This window comes from Phyllobacterium phragmitis (genome assembly GCF_002980495.1).
Classification (GTDB): domain Bacteria; phylum Pseudomonadota; class Alphaproteobacteria; order Rhizobiales; family Rhizobiaceae; genus Paramesorhizobium; species Paramesorhizobium phragmitis.
This window is the reverse complement of record NZ_PVBR01000012.1, coordinates 99,889-118,063: the sequence shown is the minus strand read 5'-3', so window position 1 is coordinate 118,063 and position 18,175 is coordinate 99,889. Positions and strand designations below refer to the sequence as shown.

At 58.8% G+C, this 18,175-nt stretch carries 17 protein-coding genes and 2 pseudogenes; 6 read left to right on the top strand and 13 right to left on the bottom strand.

The genetic code is table 11. The features are described 5' to 3' along the window. Nucleotides 1-11 precede the first annotated feature (11 nt). The 7 genes from C5748_RS16730 to C5748_RS16700 form a co-directional block, all read right to left on the bottom strand. A complete protein-coding gene (locus C5748_RS16730; RefSeq protein ID WP_105743065.1) occupies nt 12-989 on the bottom strand; it encodes a Bug family tripartite tricarboxylate transporter substrate binding protein in 978 nt (325 codons plus the stop codon). A gap of 213 nt (nt 990-1,202) precedes the next feature. Further along, the gene (locus tag C5748_RS16725) at nt 1,203-1,952 is read right to left on the bottom strand and encodes a FadR/GntR family transcriptional regulator (RefSeq protein ID WP_105743064.1); all 750 of its coding nucleotides are present in this window, start codon (nt 1,950-1,952) and stop codon (nt 1,203-1,205) included. A gap of 158 nt (nt 1,953-2,110) precedes the next feature. After that, the gene (locus C5748_RS16720) at nt 2,111-2,428 is read right to left on the bottom strand and encodes an NIPSNAP family protein (RefSeq protein ID WP_105743063.1); all 318 of its coding nucleotides are present in this window, start codon (nt 2,426-2,428) and stop codon (nt 2,111-2,113) included. Beyond that, complete coding sequence (locus C5748_RS16715) at nt 2,425-2,937, bottom strand: TRAP transporter small permease (protein ID WP_105743062.1); 513 nt, start codon at nt 2,935-2,937, stop codon at nt 2,425-2,427. Before C5748_RS16715 ends, C5748_RS16720 begins: the two co-directional genes overlap by 4 nt. 1 nt (nt 2,938) lies before the next feature. Then, nucleotides 2,939-4,225 (bottom strand): TRAP transporter large permease, encoded by a 1,287-nt coding sequence (locus C5748_RS16710; protein ID WP_105743061.1) that lies wholly within the window; start codon nt 4,223-4,225, stop codon nt 2,939-2,941. A 62-nt stretch (nt 4,226-4,287) separates the two neighbouring features. Further along, nucleotides 4,288-5,271, bottom strand: a complete 984-nt coding sequence (locus tag C5748_RS16705) for a TRAP transporter substrate-binding protein (RefSeq protein ID WP_105743060.1) — start codon at nt 5,269-5,271, stop codon at nt 4,288-4,290. 27 nt (nt 5,272-5,298) lie between these two features. Then, entirely contained in the window at nt 5,299-6,216 is a 918-nt protein-coding gene (locus tag C5748_RS16700) for an NAD(P)-dependent oxidoreductase (protein ID WP_158259876.1), read from the bottom strand. Between the two features lie 196 nt (nt 6,217-6,412). Between C5748_RS16700 and C5748_RS16695 the strand changes: the two genes are divergently transcribed. Both C5748_RS16695 and C5748_RS16690 read left to right on the top strand, forming a co-directional pair. Further along, a complete protein-coding gene (locus C5748_RS16695; RefSeq protein ID WP_146119548.1) occupies nt 6,413-7,159 on the top strand; it encodes a FadR/GntR family transcriptional regulator in 747 nt (248 codons plus the stop codon). A gap of 4 nt (nt 7,160-7,163) precedes the next feature. After that, nucleotides 7,164-8,819, top strand: a complete 1,656-nt coding sequence (locus C5748_RS16690; RefSeq protein ID WP_105743057.1) for a thiamine pyrophosphate-binding protein — start codon at nt 7,164-7,166, stop codon at nt 8,817-8,819. Nucleotides 8,820-9,162: 343 nt separating this feature from the next. On the opposite strand, the gene C5748_RS16685 is transcribed toward C5748_RS16690, so the two are convergent. Next, on the bottom strand, nt 9,163-9,648 hold the full coding sequence (locus C5748_RS16685) for an anthrone oxygenase family protein (protein ID WP_105743056.1): 486 nt from the start codon (nt 9,646-9,648) through the stop codon (nt 9,163-9,165). Next, entirely contained in the window at nt 9,648-9,797 is a 150-nt protein-coding gene (locus tag C5748_RS28600) for a hypothetical protein (RefSeq protein ID WP_199194819.1), read from the bottom strand. The genes C5748_RS16685 and C5748_RS28600 overlap by 1 nt, the downstream gene beginning before the upstream one ends. Before the next feature lie 94 nt (nt 9,798-9,891). On the opposite strand from C5748_RS28600, the gene C5748_RS16675 reads away from it, so the two are divergent. After that, nucleotides 9,892-10,530, top strand: a complete 639-nt coding sequence (locus C5748_RS16675) for a TetR/AcrR family transcriptional regulator (protein WP_105743055.1) — start codon at nt 9,892-9,894, stop codon at nt 10,528-10,530. Between the two features lie 1,159 nt (nt 10,531-11,689). On the opposite strand, the gene C5748_RS16665 is transcribed toward C5748_RS16675, so the two are convergent. Further along, a complete protein-coding gene (locus tag C5748_RS16665; RefSeq protein WP_105743053.1) occupies nt 11,690-12,445 on the bottom strand; it encodes a LecA/PA-IL family lectin in 756 nt (251 codons plus the stop codon). 382 nt (nt 12,446-12,827) lie between these two features. Here C5748_RS16665 and C5748_RS16660 point away from each other — a divergent pair, with 382 nt between their 5' ends. Further along, nucleotides 12,828-13,571, top strand: a complete 744-nt coding sequence (locus C5748_RS16660) for a LuxR family transcriptional regulator (RefSeq protein WP_105743052.1) — start codon at nt 12,828-12,830, stop codon at nt 13,569-13,571. A 191-nt stretch (nt 13,572-13,762) separates the two neighbouring features. On the opposite strand, the gene C5748_RS16655 is transcribed toward C5748_RS16660, so the two are convergent. Then, nucleotides 13,763-14,521: a glycoside hydrolase family 108 protein gene (locus C5748_RS16655; protein WP_105743051.1), complete on the bottom strand. Its 759-nt coding sequence runs from the start codon at nt 14,519-14,521 to the stop codon at nt 13,763-13,765. Between the two features lie 244 nt (nt 14,522-14,765). Here C5748_RS16655 and ligD point away from each other — a divergent pair. Together ligD and C5748_RS16645 are read left to right on the top strand one after the other, a co-directional pair. Beyond that, nucleotides 14,766-15,125: pseudogene (ligD, locus tag C5748_RS16650) on the top strand (non-homologous end-joining DNA ligase LigD); the annotation flags it as partial. A 67-nt stretch (nt 15,126-15,192) separates the two neighbouring features. Then, a pseudogene (locus C5748_RS16645) lies at nt 15,193-15,825 on the top strand (protein-L-isoaspartate(D-aspartate) O-methyltransferase); the annotation flags it as partial. A gap of 19 nt (nt 15,826-15,844) precedes the next feature. Here the strand turns inward: C5748_RS16645 and C5748_RS16640 are convergent. Together C5748_RS16640 and C5748_RS16635 are read right to left on the bottom strand one after the other, a co-directional pair. Beyond that, on the bottom strand, nt 15,845-16,798 hold the full coding sequence (locus C5748_RS16640; RefSeq protein ID WP_105743050.1) for a DMT family transporter: 954 nt from the start codon (nt 16,796-16,798) through the stop codon (nt 15,845-15,847). A 172-nt stretch (nt 16,799-16,970) separates the two neighbouring features. Further along, a complete protein-coding gene (locus C5748_RS16635) occupies nt 16,971-18,086 on the bottom strand; it encodes an NAD(P)/FAD-dependent oxidoreductase (RefSeq protein ID WP_105743049.1) in 1,116 nt (371 codons plus the stop codon). Nucleotides 18,087-18,175 lie beyond the last annotated feature (89 nt).

Genomic DNA, 18,175 nt, shown 5'->3' with positions numbered 1-18,175 from the left:
CATGCGAATGGTTACTTTTTCAAGACACCCTGTTCCACCAGCGCATCCATCTGCTGGAAGAGTGTCTTGCTCGTCTCATCGGCCCATTGCGTGACTTCGCCCGAACCAAGCCAGCTCGGCGTGACGCCAACCTTGGAGGTCCATGTCTGGAATTCCTCGCTTTCGAGCGCTTTCTTGTAGGCGCTCTCGATCGTCGCGATCACATCGTCGGGGGTTCCGGCCGGCGCGGCCAGCACGACGAAGCTGCCGATCCGCAATTTGAGGCCTTCGTCCTTGGCGGTCGGAACGGTCGTGAAGGTCGGGTTGGTGACATCCGTGAACTCGACGAGCCCGCGGACATCGCCGTTTTCCAGCAGCGGCGCAAAATCGCCGAGGCTGGTCGCCACCACAGCCACCTCATTGGAGAGGATCGCTTCCTTCTGCGGTGCCGCGCCGCCGGGATAGGCGATGATCTTGAATTGCGTATCGGTCTCGTCCTGAAGCTGCAGGATCGCCAGGTGCAGGCGCGAGCCGATATTCTGGATGCCGATCTTGACCTTGCCGGGATTGGCCTTCGCATCGGCAACGAGGTCGCCGATGGTCTTATAGGGTGAGGCGGCATCGACGATGATGGCGTCTGGCTCGCTCGTCACGCGGGCAATGAGCTTGAGCTGGTCCATCTTGTAGGTCGGCAGCATGCCCTGCCAGGGAACCGTCACGACGCTGTCATAGGTCAGAGCGCCGATCGTATAGCCATCTGGGCGGGCCTGCATGACCTGCGAAATGCCGGTGGCGCTGATGCCGCCTTCGATATTCTCCACGTACATGGAGGCGCCGATGTTCTTTTCGGCAATCGTCGTCAGCTTGCGGACGATGGCGTCGGTGCCGCCGCCCGCACCCCAGGGAACGATGACCCGGATATCTCTTTGCGGATAATCGGCCAGTGCCGCCGACGACATGAGCGCGCCCATGGCGCCGGCCACCAGCAGTGTCAAAAATTTCCTGTGCATTTCTCTCTCCCTGAATTGCGGTTCCCAGTTATTGCGCGTGCGTCCATGCGGACGCGCTTTCAAGTCGGCAGTCTGCCTTACGACCGCTCCCTTCCTCCCCGCCGAAAGTGCAACACCCGGCGGCATGCGATGATACCCTGGCACCCACAAGGCGCCACGACGGTGATCTTGATCCGTTATAGCTGCAAGTCGTATGATGACTTGCAGGATTCGTCAAGATGACTTGTCGCCTGACAGCATGTTTTGGCGCTGTGTCAGCACGCGGTAGCGCCGCAATGAGCCGCCGAGATGCACGCGCATCGCTTCCCTTGCCGCCTGCGAATCGCGCGCATAGATCGCCTCGGCCACCGCCATGTGCTCGCGGTGAAGCTGGGCGTCCCGGTTCTCGATATTGTCGGTGCCGGCCATGTCCCTGAGTTTGGAGCGCGGGATGGTGCGGCGGCCGAGATGGGCCAGGAACTCCTCGAACCGGGCGTTGTTGGTTGCGCGCGCAATTGCGACGTGAAACTCGAAATCCGCCTGCGCGGTAGGGTCGCCGGCGCGCATCAGCGTTTCGAAAGCATCGAGCTGCGCCTGGATTTCCGCCTCCTGGGCCGGCGCGCAGCGTTCCGCCGCAAGGCCTGCCGCCTCGATCTCCACCGAGGCACGAAGCTCAAGTTCCTCAATAATATCAGATATTTTCTTATTCACCTGGGTCAGAAGCTGCAGCTCCGGAACCGCCCTATGCGGCTGCGTCACGAAGACCCCGACGCCATGGCGCGATTGCACCAGACCATCGGCGCGCAGGGTCACGATCGCCTCGCGGATGACGGTGCGGCTGACGCCGAAGCGTGCGATCAGCGCGGGCTCCGTTGGCAGCTTGTCGCCAATCCGGTAGGCGCCGCCGGAAATATCGTCACGCAGTGCCTCGGCCACCTCGGCGGAAAGGCTCCGCCTTACCTGCTTCGATCCGACGGTCTCCATTGGCTTCGGTGCTCCTCGTCCCCACGCAGAATGACCCCTGGCTGACGGGATGCCGGCCCGGGCCGCATGCCGAGTTTTAGACCATGCAGGCCGGAGCGCAAGTGGTCCTATTATCCTGGATAATTCATATGATGAGTTGGTGCAATTCTGCATGGGCTCTAAGCCTTGAAAAAGGGCACCGGCTTCAGGATCTGGTTGCACTGGCTGATGAGATAGCCCGCTTCCGCGCTCAATTTGAGATATTCCGCCCAGGCGGGATCGGCCTGGAGGGCCGCGCGCTTGGCTTCACGGTCGGCCGCGTCCTCATAGACCCAGATATGAATATAGGCGTTGACGTCACCGGTCTCGGTCGCCGCATATACGACCGGTTTGCCCAGATGTTGCGACTGGATCGCCCAGCCATGTTTTTCATAAAGCGCCAGATGTTTCCTGATGGTGCCTGGACGGCAGGTGTATGTGCGGTGGTCGAAGATCATGTTTTCGTCTCATGTGTTGTTGCGTTTAAGGGTTTGAACAAGGTCCGTTCGCTCCGGCAAAGCTCAGCCAGGCTGTAGGCGGTCATCACCGCGCCGGCGATGGGAATCGAGGCGTAGAGGAAGGCGACCGGCAAATTCAGGATGGGCGTCACGGCACGGCTGCGCAGCGTCAGGTCGAGACCTTTCCAGGTCATCAGCGCAAGAAAACCTGTCGAAAGCAGGTTGACCACGATGTGGAGCAGGACGCCGCTACGGCTTTCGCCAAGGATAGCGCCGAGCCAGTCCACACAGAAATGTTCCTTCTCCCGCCACAGCGCGGCGGCGCCGATGAACACCATCCAGGCAAACAGCGCCTGCACGATTTCATCGAACCATGCCATTGGCCATATCTGGAAATAGCGCGACACGACATTTGCAAGGACGATGACGAACAGCGCCGCGAGGCAAAAACTGGCGATTGCACGCAGCAAGCGGCCGATGATCTTGTCGACGAGATAGAGGGACTTCATATCACTGCCCCATGATGATGGTCGGGAGCCAGGTAGATACTGACGGAATGAAGGCTACGGCCGCCAGAACGAGTGCCAGACCGACGAGGTAGGGAAACAGCGCCCGGCTCAGCTGCCCGACCGAAAGGTTGCTGATGCTCGATACGGCGAACAGCACCATGCCGACAGGCGGCGTCAAAAGTCCGAACATCGAACACATGATCATCACGACGCCAAACTGCACCGGGTCGATGCCGACCTGGGTGACGACAGGCAGAAACAGCGGAACGCACAGGACGATGACCGCAATGCCTTCGAGGAACATGCCAAGCACCAGGAGCACGAAGACGACGATGGCCATGATGATTGTGGGATTGTCCGAAAGATCGAGCATCCCCGCGATGAGCTGGTTCGGGATCCGCTGGTGGATGAGCAGCCAGCCGAAAAAGCCTGCCGAGGCGATGACGAACATCACACGCACGGTATGCAAAAGCGTGTCCCACAGGATGGCCGGGAGATGGGATGGCGTGATCTCGCGATAAACAAACATGGAGATTGCCAGCGCATAGGCCGAAGCGACGACGCCCGCTTCCGTCGGGGTGAAGAATCCGCCGAAAATTCCCGCGATGATGATGACAGGCGTGAACAGTGAAAGCGCGGAATCGGCAAAACTGACGGCTATTTCCCTGACTGAAGCACGCGGCTCGCACGGCATCCGGGTAAAGACGGAGACCAGATAGACGGAAACCATCAGCGCGGCGGCCATGAGAAGACCGGGAACGACACCCGCCAGGAACAGCTTCGTGACGGAAACACCTGTAATGGACGAATAAAGCACGAACGGGATGGAAGGCGGGAATACGGGACCGATGGTTGAGGAGGCGGCTGTGATCGCTGCGGAAAATTCTGGATCATAGCCCCGATCGGTCATTGCCTTCATCTCGACCTGACCCAGTCCGGCCGCATCGGCGACGGCGGCACCCGACATTCCCGAAAAAATCAGGCTTGCAAACACGTTCACCTGACCGAGCCCGCCGCGAATATGTCCGACGCAGGCATTTGCGAAACGGAAGATGCGCCGGGTTATGCCGCCGGTGTTCATGAGATTGCCCGCCAGTATGAAGAAGGGGATGGCAAGCAGGGTGAATGCGGTAGTGGCCGAAAACATTCGCTGCGGCAGCATTGACAGGATGCCGAAATCGCCAATGGCGATATAAAAGCCGGTGGCGACCACGCCGAGCGCTATGGCCACGGGCACTCCGAGGAAAATCAGAGCGAGGAGACAAACGAAAATAGCAAGCGCCAGCATGAGCCATCATCCCGCAGAGAAGGAGGCAAGACGCAGCTTGCCCTCTTCTCCGGTTGTTGCTTTTAGAGGAAGCCGAGGAACGTCTTCATGTTCTCCTCGCCGGAAACTGCGGCAAGGCGCTCGCGCGCCGGGCCCATCTTTGCGGCAAAGGCCGTGATATCCGGCCGCGTCACTTTCATGCCCGATGCCTCGAGTTCAGCGATTTCCTTCTGCTCTTGTTTAAGTACGAGCTTGCGCATCAGGGCGCCGGCCGCGGCACTTTCCTCCCGGATAATGGTCTGCTGCTCCGGCGTCAGCTTTTCCCAGCTTCCCTTGGCGACCACATGGATCATGCTGTTATAGACATGCCGGGTGAGCGCCAGATGCTTCTGCAACTCGTTGAGCTTATAGTGGTAGATGACGCCGATCGGGTTTTCCTGGCCATCGACGACACCCTGATTGAGCGCGTTCGGAAGCTCTGGGAAGGCGATCTGCACGGCGCTTGCGCCAAGCCCTTCGATCGCCGCCACGATCTGCACCTCCGGCGGCGTGCGGATCTTCATCCCCGCGGCATCTTCCGGCATGTTGATCGGCCGGACATTGTTGGTGATGTTGCGGAAACCGTATTCCCAATGGCTGAGCATGACCAGGCCGTCATCCTCGATCTTCGGCGCCGCCCATTTCGTGAACGGTCCGTCGAGCACCTGATGGGCGTGCCCGTAATCACGAAATGCGAAGGGGGTCATGACCGTGCCGAACGCCTTGTTGTATTTATCAAGGGCGCCATGGGTCGGCAGGTTCATGTCGATTGCGCCGAGCACGGTCTGCTCGAGCTGCTCGGGCGGCGAGCCGAGTTCGTTTGCGGGATAGATCTCGATCGCAACGGCACCACCGGTCCGCTCGGCGACGTTCTTGGCAAATTGCAGCGCGGCGGTGTGGCCTGGATGGCTCTCGGCAGCAAAATGCGCGAGGCGAAGCGTTACATCGGCGGCTGCGGCTGGAGCCGGCAGTGCGGAAATGATCGGGGTGGTCGCGACCGCCCCTAGTAATGTACGACGTGTGAGCATGAATTCCTCCCTTGGCATGCTTGTTGATCAGGCTTTGGTATCGGGCAGTCTGGCTTCGATCCCCGTCAGCTGCTCATAGGCTTTGATGACCGCCGTACAGCTTTCTCCGGCGTGTCCCATGATCGAGGCGAGGGCATAGGTCTGGTGGACTGCCTCGGCCATGAAGCCCGGCAGGCCGGCCTCCTCCAGCCAGTGAGCGTAGTAGCGGACATCCTTCTGGGCATTGGCGAGCGACATGTGGGGCGTGAAATCGCGCCGTAGCGTCATCTCGCCGTAGAGATCCATCATTCCGGACCGCCCTCCTGCGGCGGAAATGATGCCGATCACCTTGCTCATATCGAGCCCTTCGCGCGCGGCCAGCGCAAAACCTTCGCACCACGAAGCGACATTGGCGAAGGCGATGTAATTGTGGATCAGCTTGAGGCGGATCGCGTGGCCTGCGGGGCCGACATGAAAGACATTCTCGGCATAGCAGTCGAAGACCGGACGCAGGCGCTCCAGAAGATCGCTCTCGCCGCCAAACAGGATATTGACCTCGCCGCGTTCCGCATGGGCGGGGGTGCGCGTCATCGGCGCCTCCGCATAGGCGATGCCACGCGTAGCGCATTCACGTCGCATCATATCCACGTGCTGAGGCGAGACCGTTGTGTGATCGAGGAAAATGGTCCCGTCACGCATCGAATCGAGAAGGCCGCCGGGCGACAGTGCAAGGTCGCGTACGGCCTCCGCCGTCGTGATGCAGATGGCGAGCACGTCGACGTCCCTCGCCATCGCTGCCAGATCTTCGGCACGATGGGCGCCTTGATCGACAGCGCGATCGACAGCCTCCTTATCGAGGTCATGTACGGTAACCCCCAGGCCGTGCTTGAGCATGTTCTTGACCAGCCCGCGGCCCATTCCGCCAAGCCCGATAAAACCGATGCGTGCCAATGCAGGATCGCCCATGAATTTCCTCCCATTATGCCGCCAGGGGACGTCTGACTTCGCGGAATAAAGCATAAAACATATTGTCAGACAACTGATTTATTGATAACAGTCTCATTAAGTCCGGCTGCCTGTTGTCGAGTAAGCGCATTGGCGTTACGAACGGTGGTGAGCCGGGTCCGGCCGAATGGGCCGGCGAGATTGAGAAAGAGATGCCGTGTCGCAACAGCCAGAACTCTTCATGAAGATCGATCGTCCGCGCCGCCTGCCGGATGAGATTGCGAAGAATATCTCCTTTGCCATCGAGGCGGGCCAGTTAAAGCCGGGCGATCGCCTGCCGACCGAGCAGGCGCTTTCGGATCAGTTCGGCGTGGCAAGGACCGTGGTGCGCGAGGCGATTTCACTTCTGAAATATGATGGCGTCATCCAGTCCCGCCGGGGTGTCGGCGCGTTCATCGCGCAAGCCGGCGGGCGCAGCGCCTTTCGGATCAGCCCGGCCTGCTTCGAAAAACGAAAGCAGCTAGTGCAACTTCTTCAGTTGCGCACAGGGGTTCAGACGGATGCCTCCGCCCTTGCCGCAACCGCACGAAACAATCTTCAGCTTGCCGGGATCGGTGGGTTCCTGCAGGAAATGATCTCGGCTGTGGCGCAGGGTGGCGACGCGATCGAAAGGCGGGTCGATGCCGAATTCGCATTCTATCGGGCGATCACCGAAGCGTCGGGCAATGACTATTATGTCGAGTTCATCGGCATGATCGAATCGAAGATCGTCGAGAACCTCCGTTCCGTCGCGATCAAAAACGCCAGGGCCGCCGAATGGGGCGAGGATGTTCTGGCCGAGCACCAGACCGTGTTCGATGCGATCAGCGCCCGCGATGCGGAAGCGGCCCGCATCGCGACCCGCATCCATTTCGAACGAGCGGCCCAGCGGCTTACCGACCGCGCCGATATTGCAGATTTGTGAGACGATGCTGAACCAGACCAATCCGAAAATCACATTGCGCCATGGCGGCAGGATTCTTGTCGACCAATTGAAGATCCAGGGGGTGGAACGGGCGTTCTGCATTCCCGGTGAAAGTTACCTCGCCGCGCTCGACGGCCTCTATGAAAGCGGCATCGATACGATCGTCTGCCGCCAGGAGGGTGGCGCCGCGATAATGGCCGAAGCGCATGGCAAGCTGACGGGACAGCCCGGTATCGCCTTCGTCACACGTGGTCCAGGCGCGACCAACGCGTCCGCCGGTGTGCATGTCGCGTTTCAGGATTCGACGCCGATGATCCTGTTCGTCGGCCAGGTGGCGAGGCATCAGCGCGACCGCGAAGCGTTTCAGGAGGTCGATTATCGCCAGATGTTCGGCCCGCTCGCCAAATGGGTCGCCGAGATCGACACGACCGAACGCATTCCCGAATATATCAGTCATGCGTTTCATGTCGCGACCTCAGGCCGTCCGGGGCCCGTCGTGCTGGCCCTGCCGGAAGACATGCTGTCGGCGGAGGCACTTGTCGCCGATACGCCTGTTGCAGTCTCGCCGCGAATGGAGACCTCGCCCGAAACCATCGACGATATCCTGGCCGCCTTGTCGAAGGCCTCGCGCCCGCTGGTGATCGTGGGCGGCGGGGGCTGGTCGGCACAGGCCGCCGTGGAACTCGCTTGTTTTGCCGAAGCGCATGACCTTCCCGTCGGCGCATCCTTCCGCTGTCAGGATTATCTCGACAACCGCCATCCCTCCTATGTCGGTGATGTCGGCATCGGCATCAATCCGAAGCTCGCCGCAAGGGTCCGAGACGCCGATCTGCTTCTGGTGCTGGGTGCACGGCTCGGCGAGATGACGACGAGCGGCTACAGCCTCGTCGACATACCGAAGCCCTCGCAGGATCTCATCCACGTCTACCCTGATCCCGATGAGTTGGGGCGTGTCTACCGCCCGACGCTGGCCATCAGTGCGGCGCCGGCTCAGCTCTTGAGCAGGCTTGCCCGCACCAGCCCCGCATCGCCGCCCGCCTGGAGCCAATGGCGCAAGGCCGCGCGCGCCGATTATGAGGCTTGGCAGTTGCCCGTTGAAACGCCGGGCGCGCTGAAGATGGAATATGTCGTGCGGCATCTTTCAAACATGCTGCCGGAAGATGCCATCCTCACCAATGGCGCAGGCAATTATTCCGCCTGGCTCCACCGCTATTTCGCCTACAAGAAATGGCGGACGCAGCTTGCACCCACGTCTGGTTCGATGGGCTACGGCCTGCCGGCGGCTGTGGCGGCCAAGATCGCGCATCCCGACCGCGATGTCGTCTGCTTCGCCGGCGACGGCTGTTTCCAGATGGCGATGCAGGAGTTCGGCACTGCCTGCCAGTATGGGGCGAACATCATCGTTCTCGTCTCCAATAACGGCATGTACGGCACGATCAGAATGCATCAGGAGCGGCACTACCCCGGCCGCGTTTCGGGGACCAATATGTTCAATCCCGATTTTGCTGCCTTGGCGCAAAGCTATGGCGCGTATGGCGAAACGGTATTGCGCAACGACGATTTTCCGGCTGCGTTTTCCCGCGCTCAAGAGGCAGGAAAGCCAGCCATTCTCGATCTCAGGATCGATCCCAAGGCCTTGTCTCCGAGGCTCGTCCTCTGAAGCATTCCGAGAATGAGAAGTTCTATGCAAGATCGGTACGGCCCATGAGTGTGCCGTTGTGGGAATTATCGCGCTGATATTTTTAGACTAACAATTAATTGGGAGATTCAGCTTTTCCAAAACGAAAGGAAATATTATCCTTTACTTTGGTTTTCGCAGGATAAGTCTGAACGCAGAGAAATATAACTTGAATAGTTTCGCGAATCACTCTTACATAACACTTAGTCGACGGGTCGCTCCTCCCACTCTTCACGTCGACTGTTCCCCTCTGGAGGTCATAACCTTCAGCATTGGCCGGGCTTTTTAGTCCGGCCTTTTTTATCTGGATGATTGTGGGGACATTCTACACAGGCGTCTTCAAGGCCAGGACGAAGCAGGCGCCGGCCAAGATGCCGGTGATCGTCCGCACATGGTTCCAGGTCGTCCAGCGGTGGAGATAGGTGCCCCAGAGTTCCGCGCCGGCGGGGCTCGATGGATCGACCCCGGCAAGCGCTTCATTCATCGGCACGTTGAAGACTATCGTAACCAGGATGATTCCGCCGAGATAAAGCACACTGCCGGCAAGCAGCACGTAAGTGCCGGGCTGGCCGAATCTCAAGAGAGCGGCGACAGCCAGAACGACTGAAAGGAGTGCCGTTCCGAAAAAGGCAATGAAGAAGATCGGGTTGAGCACGGTGACATTGATCGATTGCATGGCGGCAATCCCGCCCTGCGGGGTCAGGCGGCCAAGTGCTGCCATCACCACATTGGAAAAGCCGTAGAAGAAGCCGCCCATGACGCCGGAGCCGATCGCGGCGAGAAAAATGACTGCTGGTATGATCCGGTCCATTATTTGTTCCCTCCCCAAATGCCTGCCGCCGCCGTCTGCCGCGCATAATCCGCAAAATCACGTGCCTGTCTGCCGAGCGCCCGGCTCACTGTCTTGCCGGTGCCGCCAAGGATCAGGATCGGGTCATGATGGTGGTTCATCGTCGTCATCCTCTCTCCAAAATATGATTAATCCTCATGTTTGCAAAAGTGATAAACCCTCATATTATGTCTGTCAAGCGTAACCTCGGGAATCGATGACGACATGAGCCAGACTGTTCAATCCAAGGCCGTCGGGGCGCCGGCGGCGGTGCGCAGGCAACCCACGCAACAGCGCAGCCGGGAGCGGGTCGAGCGCATGCTCGGGGCCGCCTCGGCGCTGATCGCGGAAAAGGGCAGCGACGCGATGAAAATGAGCGAAGTCGCCGAGCGCGCGGGGGTGCCGATCGGCTCGCTCTACCAATTCTTCCCCGACAAGGGTGCGATCATTGTGACGCTGGCCGAACGTTATAATGCGCTCGGCCGCGAATGCATCCGGGAAGGTCTTGCGGATGTGAAGGACATGGCCGGGCTGGAGCGTGCCTTCGCCGGGCTGGTCGATACCTATTACGAACTGTTCCTGGCCGAGCCGGTCATGCGCGACATCTGGTCGGGGACGCAGGCCGACAAGGCGCTGCGCGACAGCGAACTCGCCGACAGCCGCATCATCGGCGGCATGCTGGCCGATGTCCTGATGCGACTGCACCCGGAAGATGATCGTGAAGAGATCGCAACGACCGCTTTCGTGATCATGTCGCTCGGCGAGGCGACCATGCGGCTCGCCATTTCCGTGGGACGCGCCGAGGGCCAGGCCATCGTCAACGCCTACAAGCGCATGGTGTTGAGGGAGATGCTTGCAATTTGATTGCAGGCTCGTATGTCATGCCCGGCTGCGCCCTAGCATGTTGCCGAGTTCCTTCGGATCGGCGCAAAAGACGCGGGTGATCTTTTGATTCGGGTGCTGACCTGCCCATTGCGCCGCCACGGGCTGGGACAAGGACACGCATTGCACGCGAGGAAGCGGCTCCGAGAGCACATGTACTTGGCACAAGGGCTCGGTGGAGAGGCATGCGACGACTGCAAGCACGGATTCCATGATGATGATCCTTTCGTCGGGTCGGTTGCGACGGCCATTTTCCCGGATGCATGACACCTACTTCACCTTCGGCTCGGCAAGAAGGTGTCAAGGAGAGGCAAATTCTGCTGATCTTCGATCGGCCATCTCTCGGGCGACAAGTCAGCCATCCGCGACGTTCCTGCCACGGAAGATCGGCTATCGGGGGGCTTTCATGTCGTTCCTGCAAAAACATATCTCTATCGACTCTGGAGAGCCGCTGCTATGCAGGGACGGTTTACTAACAACTGTCTTGCGGCAATAGTTCCGCCGCCTCCGTGCTTTCACGTGCGAAGTTATTTCACGCTGCAGGAGCAATGCAGCAATCCATCGGCCTTCTCAACGGCCGCGTCAAATGGTCGACGCAGCACCTTACGGCGACGGTGCGAGGTGAGTGCCGGTCGCGATCTGATGCAGCGGCCTTTGGATCAAGTCCGCGAATCACGCTCGAAGATTTCGCGAGCGTCAGCTTCATCCTGGCACGCGCGGCGATCTCGATGGCGCGGTACGGCGCTTTTCCGGTGAGATGCTCTTGAGAAAGGCAAGCACCATGGCCTCGGTACACTGTTCGGACACGGATATATGATAGGCCAGCTTGGGGATGCCATATGCAGAAGTGGAGCGCGCAGAAGAGAGGTGAACTGAGGTGTCCGGTGCACGCTCGCGGTTCAGCGCACAGGAAGGTCGCAGTAGGGTGTGGTGGGAGCCACTATCCGTACTCACTATACAGACCACGCGGTCGGGCCACAAAACCGGACAACCATGAAAGATCATTTTCTATCAGTGAAAAGGGCCGAGCCCGGTGAACGGGCTCGGCAGGAGAAGGATGGCTTTGCCTGATCGCCGGGCCAGGAACAAAGCCATGGGAATCCCCTCAGACGGTCATGAATGCCGACGCACCGATCGGCGGTCAGTTCACCGTGAGCGTTATCGCAAAGGAGCCGGAATTATCATCAAAAATCCCATCATTGTAGAAGAACGCGATTTCGCCGTCTTCTGGTACGGGCCAATCGGATTTCCCCGTGCCGACGAACCTGTAAGGGCCATTGCCGATCTTGATCAGACATGAAGCGCAGTTCGCACTGGGCAGAAGTGCCCCGGGGTTATTAACATCACCCGGATTACCATCGGGACCGAACTCCTGGCCCCCCGGCCCATAACTTGCTTTGCCCGTGACGGTGATCGAAATCTTGTCCGTTCTCGTGTTGACGACGATGCCCGTTTTCACGCCGTCTGCCGCATTTGCCGGGAGCTTGCCGTTCCATGTGAGTTGTCTTAGCACCGCGATGTTGAACGAGCCGGAATTGTCGCCATAATCACCTGGCTGATCATTATAAAAGAACGTGAGTTCGCCGTCCTCCCGTATTGTCCAATCGGAAATTCCCGTGCCGACGGGTCTGTAGGGGCCGCCGCCAGCCTGTCCGCCGCCAATCCGCATCAAAGCCATACCGACATTTGCACTGGGCAGCAGCGTGTTTGGGTTTTGATAATTGGTATCCCCGTCTGGACCGAACGCCGGTTTGCTCTGGGCATACTTTGCAGACCCTGTGACGGTGATCGTGATTTTTGGGTCTCGCGTGTTAAGGGTAAGACCTGTTTTCACACCCTGTTCGTTCGTCGCCTCGAGCGTGCCGGTCCACAGCACAGATTTTTCTTGCTCAGCCATTGGTTGTTCCTTTCGAAAGATAACGTGACCTGGTGTGTTTCTCTCGATGCTCCGAGAACCGCACCAGGTGCCAAGGCTAAGCAAACAGCAAGAGAATGGTATTGTAGTTTCCTACAGGCCGCGTGGACCGTAGCGGTGCTGAACGGCACGTCGCACGGCCTCAGGCATGCAGTTGCATCGAGCCGCTGGATGCAATCACACGGGCATCGATCCGCTCGCCCAGCTTGCTTTGAATTTGGGGGCGCCAGACGCCTTGAAAACTATCAATACGGTCAATTCTTGATGCTGATGTACCTAATCTACACCGCGACAGCAAGTGGGGTTGGATTTCTCTCAGAATAGTGATTTTAATATATAAGAAAGATTTAATCGAGGTGGCGATATGAACAGAGAGAATTTCTATTATGTGACAATTTTATTAAACTTTATTGAAAGTATAGATAAAGCAACGAATAGCATTGATATTATACGAATATTTATGCAGACGATATCGCCGTTTGGATTTACAAATCTGGTCATTTCTGATCTTCCATTGTCGTATGAGAACATAGAAGACGTCATTTGTTTTGATGAATTGCCTGAGGGGTGGCCGGAGCTTTACGCAACACGGAAATATGCACGCTGTGATCCTGTGGCCCGTATGTGTCGAAACACATTTCGGGCATTCGACTGGAAGGAGGCGCCGTACGATCGAGAGCGGGAGTCTCGTGCTGGCGAACTGATGGCGTTGGCTCGGGATTTCGGCATGTTGCGAGGCTTTTGCGTGCCGGTTCCGGGGTTTGCGCATCGCACGGCCTGCATTTCAATGAGTGGGCGGCACTCTGAGCTGCCGGTGCGTGCCAAACCGGCTCTTCAATTCATTGCCATATACACTGCCGAGAAGGTCCGGCAAGTTGTGGGTGCCGCCCGCCCGCCCGTCCGGTCACCGCTAACTATGCGCGAGAGGGAAGTCCTGCGATGGGCCGCTGTCGGCAAGACAGCTAATGATGTCGCCGAAATCCTGAATATCACGGAGCGCACCGTCACCGCGCATACTGTCAGCGCAATGAATAAGCTGGGCGCCGCCAACAAGACGCAGGCTGTTGCGCGCGCAATGCAGTGCCAGTTCATTCCAGTGGACCTATAAACACTACAAGTGGGCCCATGAACATCTATGGACACTCCCTTCTTCAGCTGTGATGCCGTGTTCAACAATACAGCCGCACAACGGGCGGAAGTGCATGCAAATCCTCCATCTCATAGCGCAGCCGTACCGGCCGTTCTCGTATCTGCGGGTCTCGCTCTTGCCAGGCGTCGCGGTCATTGAGAAACATGGAACTAGGGTTCGTTGCGGATACGGCGAATGAAATACCAGACTCCAACGAGCGCGAAAACGATCATGACGGCTGCAAGTGCGTACTGCACCGGGCCGCGTCCAGTCGCTATCGCGGCCAGGCCTGTAGCAACGCTTCCAAGAGATCCCAACGCTTCCGGCTTGGTAAGGATCGAGGAAACCGAGGTGTCGCTCTGGTTGGCCTTTGCCGTCGCCACATCCGAAGCGGCAACAGCATGACGACCTCCGCTTTTTACAAGTGCCAGAGCGCGTGACCGGACACGGTCGACACGTGAATTCCAGCCTGTTCCGAATGTGCTTGCTCCCATCAATGTTTGAAGCCACGCTTGGCGTTTGTCGCAGAGCGTATTGATGACATCCGCAACATTATGGCTTTCCACGGCGCGGATCGTCTGCAGGCCGATCACGCCGTCCGGCGCAGCGCCGACAATCTCCTGCAACGTTATCGCTGCACGCGCCGGACCAGAATTGACTGCAAAATCGAATACTGCGTAATCCAGACCCGCAGGCAATGCGTCTCCGTCTACTTTATCCCAGTATTGGACTTTATAGATCTTCGTTGCCTCTGCTTTACTGAGAGCTTTGACTTCGTCCGGAGAGACCGTATGCCCCTTCCACGCCGAGAGGGTCCGCAGAGTGATGCCCATATTGGTGGGACCGCCTGGGTCGGCGGGATTATCAGCATACCCGCCTTCTTCCTCGAAAACATATCGCACACATTTGGGGAAGGTGTCTTGTGCCATGCCTATTCCTTCCTAAAGCAAGTCGAATAGGCACACAAACTATCAGGAATAAAGTTGAAAATTCTATAATATACTGGAATATATATAATATAATTAAAACTCATTTGGCTTTTCCAGCCATCTGATCTTGAAGATCGGTAAAGAAAGTGGCGTCTCCGCCGAACTGTTTCTGAAGCGATTTCGAATTTCATCATCTCATGTCAGCGAGAAGGCCGATTCCACCTGCCCACCTCGCCTGACGGCAGGAACAAAGGCTATCGAACCGCGTTGCCGGGCGGCCACCGACTGGGAGCGCCCCGACATGATTATAATGGATCTCGATCCGGGTGAGGGCGTTGCCGGGAAAGCGGTGGCCGACGCCGCGCGCGAGGTGCGTGAACGGCTCACCTAAGCGGGGCTCTCGGCCTTCGTGAAGACCTCGGGCGGGAAGGGGCTGCATGTCGTCACACCGCTTCAGCCGAAAGCCGATTGGGTCGCCGTGAAGGCGTTCACGAAATCGATTGCCGATGCCATGGCCGCCGACAGCCCCGACCTCTATGCCTCGACCATCACCAAATCGAAGCGGCGTGGGAAGATCCTTGCCGATTATCTGCGCAACCAGCAGGCCTATTGTTCCGGGTAGGAACAATAGGCCTGCTGATGAGTTGGGCGTTAAATGCAGGAGAAGAACCGTGTTTGACCCGATTGCTGCCCGCAACCGCATGGTCGATATCGATCTGGCCCGGCGCGGCATCAAGGACCGGAATGTTCTTGATGCCGCGCGTAATGTTGCGCGCGAGGCGTTCGTCGATCCCGGTTTCGAGGAATTCGCCTATGAGGACGGGCCGCTGCCGATCGGCGACGGCCAGACGATCTCCCAGCCCTATATCGTAGCGTTGATGATCGAGGCGGCCGGGGTGAAACCCGGCGACAAGGTGCTGGAGGTCGGAACCGGTTCAGGCTATGCGGCTGCTGTCATGGCGCGGATCGCCAGGCGTGTCTACACGATCGAGCGGCATGCGGCGCTGGGGCATTCGGCGCGTGAGCGGCTCGAAAGGCTCGGCTTCGACAATATCGAGCTGCGCGTCGGCGACGGCACGAAAGGTTGGCTTGAGGCCGCCCCCTTCGATGCCGTCATAGTCGCCGCCGGCGCGCCCGGGCCGCCGCAGATGCTGATGGACCAGCTCGATGTCGGTGGGCTATTGATCATTCCGGTCGGCCCTGAAGTAAGCAGTCAGCGTCTCATGAAGATCACCCGCATCAGCGGCACGAAATTCGAGGAGGAGGATCTGGGTGGCGTCATGTTCGTGCCGCTCATCGGGGAGGGGCTTCCATCGGTGTGATCTACGTTGATTCACGCGAAGATTTATCCAGAGATGCTGCTTGCGTTTCTTCTGGCACGAGAACGGGGCTGGGTTCGGATGTCGCAACCGAGAGCGGCTTCGTGACGCCTCTCTTTTCCTCGCGGATGAAGGTGAAGAACCCTGAAATAATGATCAGGATAATGCCGGTCAGCATGGGCAGGTCGATCGTGTCGTTAAAGACGAAATAGCCGAACAGGATGGCCCAGATCATCTGACTATATTGCGGGGAGGCGATGGCGCTGGCGGGTGCACGCTGGGCGGCGGTCATCAGCAGAATGTTTGCCAGTGCGGCGAGAAGGCCGTAACCGGCGAGGTAGAGCCACTGCTCGGCCGTGGGGCTCGCATAGTCGGTCGCTGCGGTCAGCAGGCCGCAGATGATGATGGGGCCGAAGAGCCCGCTCGCATAAAGCGTGATGCGCTTTTCATGGTTTCCCATGACGCGAAAGATGACGATGCCGACCGCTCCGCTGAACCCCGCGAAGAGGGCGCCGAGATGACCGAGCGAAAGCTCGCGAAAACCGGGACGAAGCACGATCAGCACGCCGGTGAAGCCGATCAGCACGGCGGACCATCTCTTCCATCCGACCTGTTCCTTCAGGAATATGACGGAAAGGATCGTCACGAATGCGGGAAGCAGGAAGATCAGCGCAAAAGCCTCGGCCATCGACAGATGTGTGAAGGCGACGACGCTGCCGATCACGCCTGACGTGGCCATGATCGTGCGCAGGAGCCACATGGGCTTGTTGCGGGTGATGAAGATGTCTCGCCACCGCTCGTCCTGGCGTTTCATGAAGGGCAGGGCCGTCAGCCCGAATAGCGCGCCGAAAAATGCGATTTCATAGGGCGAGAGGCTTCCGCCGAGGAATTTGACGCAGGCATCGCTGAACGCGAACGCGGCATAGGAGGCAAAAGCCAGAATGATTCCGTTCAGCATGACGGGTTCCAATGAAGGGGGATGCAATGGGATGGGGAATGCGGCAGGTGGTATATTTTACGCGTGGCATATCCAATTTTTCGCCCTGCGACAAAGGTAAAATCAGCGGCATTGCCATACAAGTTCAACAGCATGGAAATGCTGTTTGAAGCCACCGGAAAGACCGTGCGCATCAGTCAGGCTCGACCATGTCGGCCACATGTTTCGCGATTGCCAGGCATGAGGTGAGGCCCGGGCTCTCGATGCCGAAAAGATTGACCAGCCCGGCTATTCCATGGGTCTGCGGGCCTTGGATCAGGAAATCGGCGGCGGGTTCTCCAAGGCCGGAAAGTTTGGGGCGGATGCCGCTATAGGCGGATTGCAGACAATCGTCCGGCAAGGCCGGCCAATAGGAGCGAATGGCTGCATAGAACCGCTCCGCCCGCCGGGGATCGACTGCGTAATCGATGGATTCGATCCATTCCACGTCAGGGCCGAAGCGCATCCGCCCGTGAAGGTCGAGCGTCAGATGCACGCCGAGACCACCATCTTCGGGTACCGGATAGATGAGGCGCGAGAAAGGGGTCTTGCCGAGCGCGGAGAAGTAATTGCCCTTGGCGAGGCGCTGTTCCGGAATGTAGGCGGCAGGCATGCCTTTGATCGAGGCGGCGATATGCTGTGCGCCAAGCCCGCCGGCATTGATGAAACGATCGGCCATCAGTTCGTAGGCGTCGCCGGTTTCCAGGTTCGTTGTCTTGAGCACGATCCCTCCGGTTTCCGCTTGGCCCGAAAGCATTCTGGTGTTGAAGGCGACGGCAGCGCCATTGCGTTCGGCATCCCCTTGCAGAGCCAGCATCAGGGCATGGCTGTCGATGATGCCGGTCGAAGGCGAAAACAGTGCCGAGGTGCAGGCGAGTTCCGGCTCCATCGCGCGCGCCTCGGCTGCGGAAAGACGCCTGAGATCATGAACGCCGCAGGCGGCCGCATGTCCGGCAATGATGTCGAGCTTGCCGTGCTGATCTTCATGGCAGGCGACGATCAGCTTGCCGCAGCGCGAGAAGGGAACGCCATGTTCCTCGGCATAGGCATAAAGGGCGGCGCGGCCCTCGACGCAAAGGCGCGCCTTGAGGCTTCCGGTCGGATAATAGATGCCGGCGTGGATGACCTCCGAATTGCGCGAACTCGTGCCGGCGCCGATCATGTTTTCCGATTCGATGACCAGCGTCTCTAAACCGCGTCCGGCCATTTCCCGCGCCACCGCCAGGCCGACTACGCCTGCACCGGCAATCACGCAATCAATCCTGTCCATCACATCCTCTTTACCGCTTGCATCCGGTTCACTCCGACATTTGCACAAAATCATTCCCCGTGCTGCATCGGAAAAAAAGTATGGGATGC